Below are 292 nucleotides of genomic sequence, written 5' to 3' on the forward strand. Positions count from 1 at the left end.
CTCCCTCATGTCCTCTTCCCGACTCTTCGTGCTGATCCCGTGTGCCGGCTCCGGCTATCGCGCGGGGCATGCGCAGTCCACGCAGCCCAAGCAGTACCGGCGCTTGGCCGGCCGGCCGATGGTGGCCCACACGCTGGAGGCCTTCCGCGCGCTGGCGGGGCGCTTCGCCGGGCTGGCGCTGGTGGTGTCGCCGGACGACCGCGATGTGGATGCGGTGCTGCCGCGCTTTCCCGCCGAGAACTAATACCTGCTGCGCGTGGGCGGCGTGACCCGGGCGGCCACGGTGCGCAAC

General features: G+C 72.3%; 1 protein-coding gene. It reads left to right on the top strand.

What is annotated here, in order from left to right:
- On the top strand, window positions 1-244 hold a 244-nt coding region (locus ACZYSP_RS35475; RefSeq protein ID WP_489019239.1), incomplete at its 5' end, for a 2-C-methyl-D-erythritol 4-phosphate cytidylyltransferase.
- Window positions 245-292 lie beyond the last annotated feature (48 nt).

The sequence above is a fragment of the Variovorax sp. F042 genome (assembly GCF_057814215.1).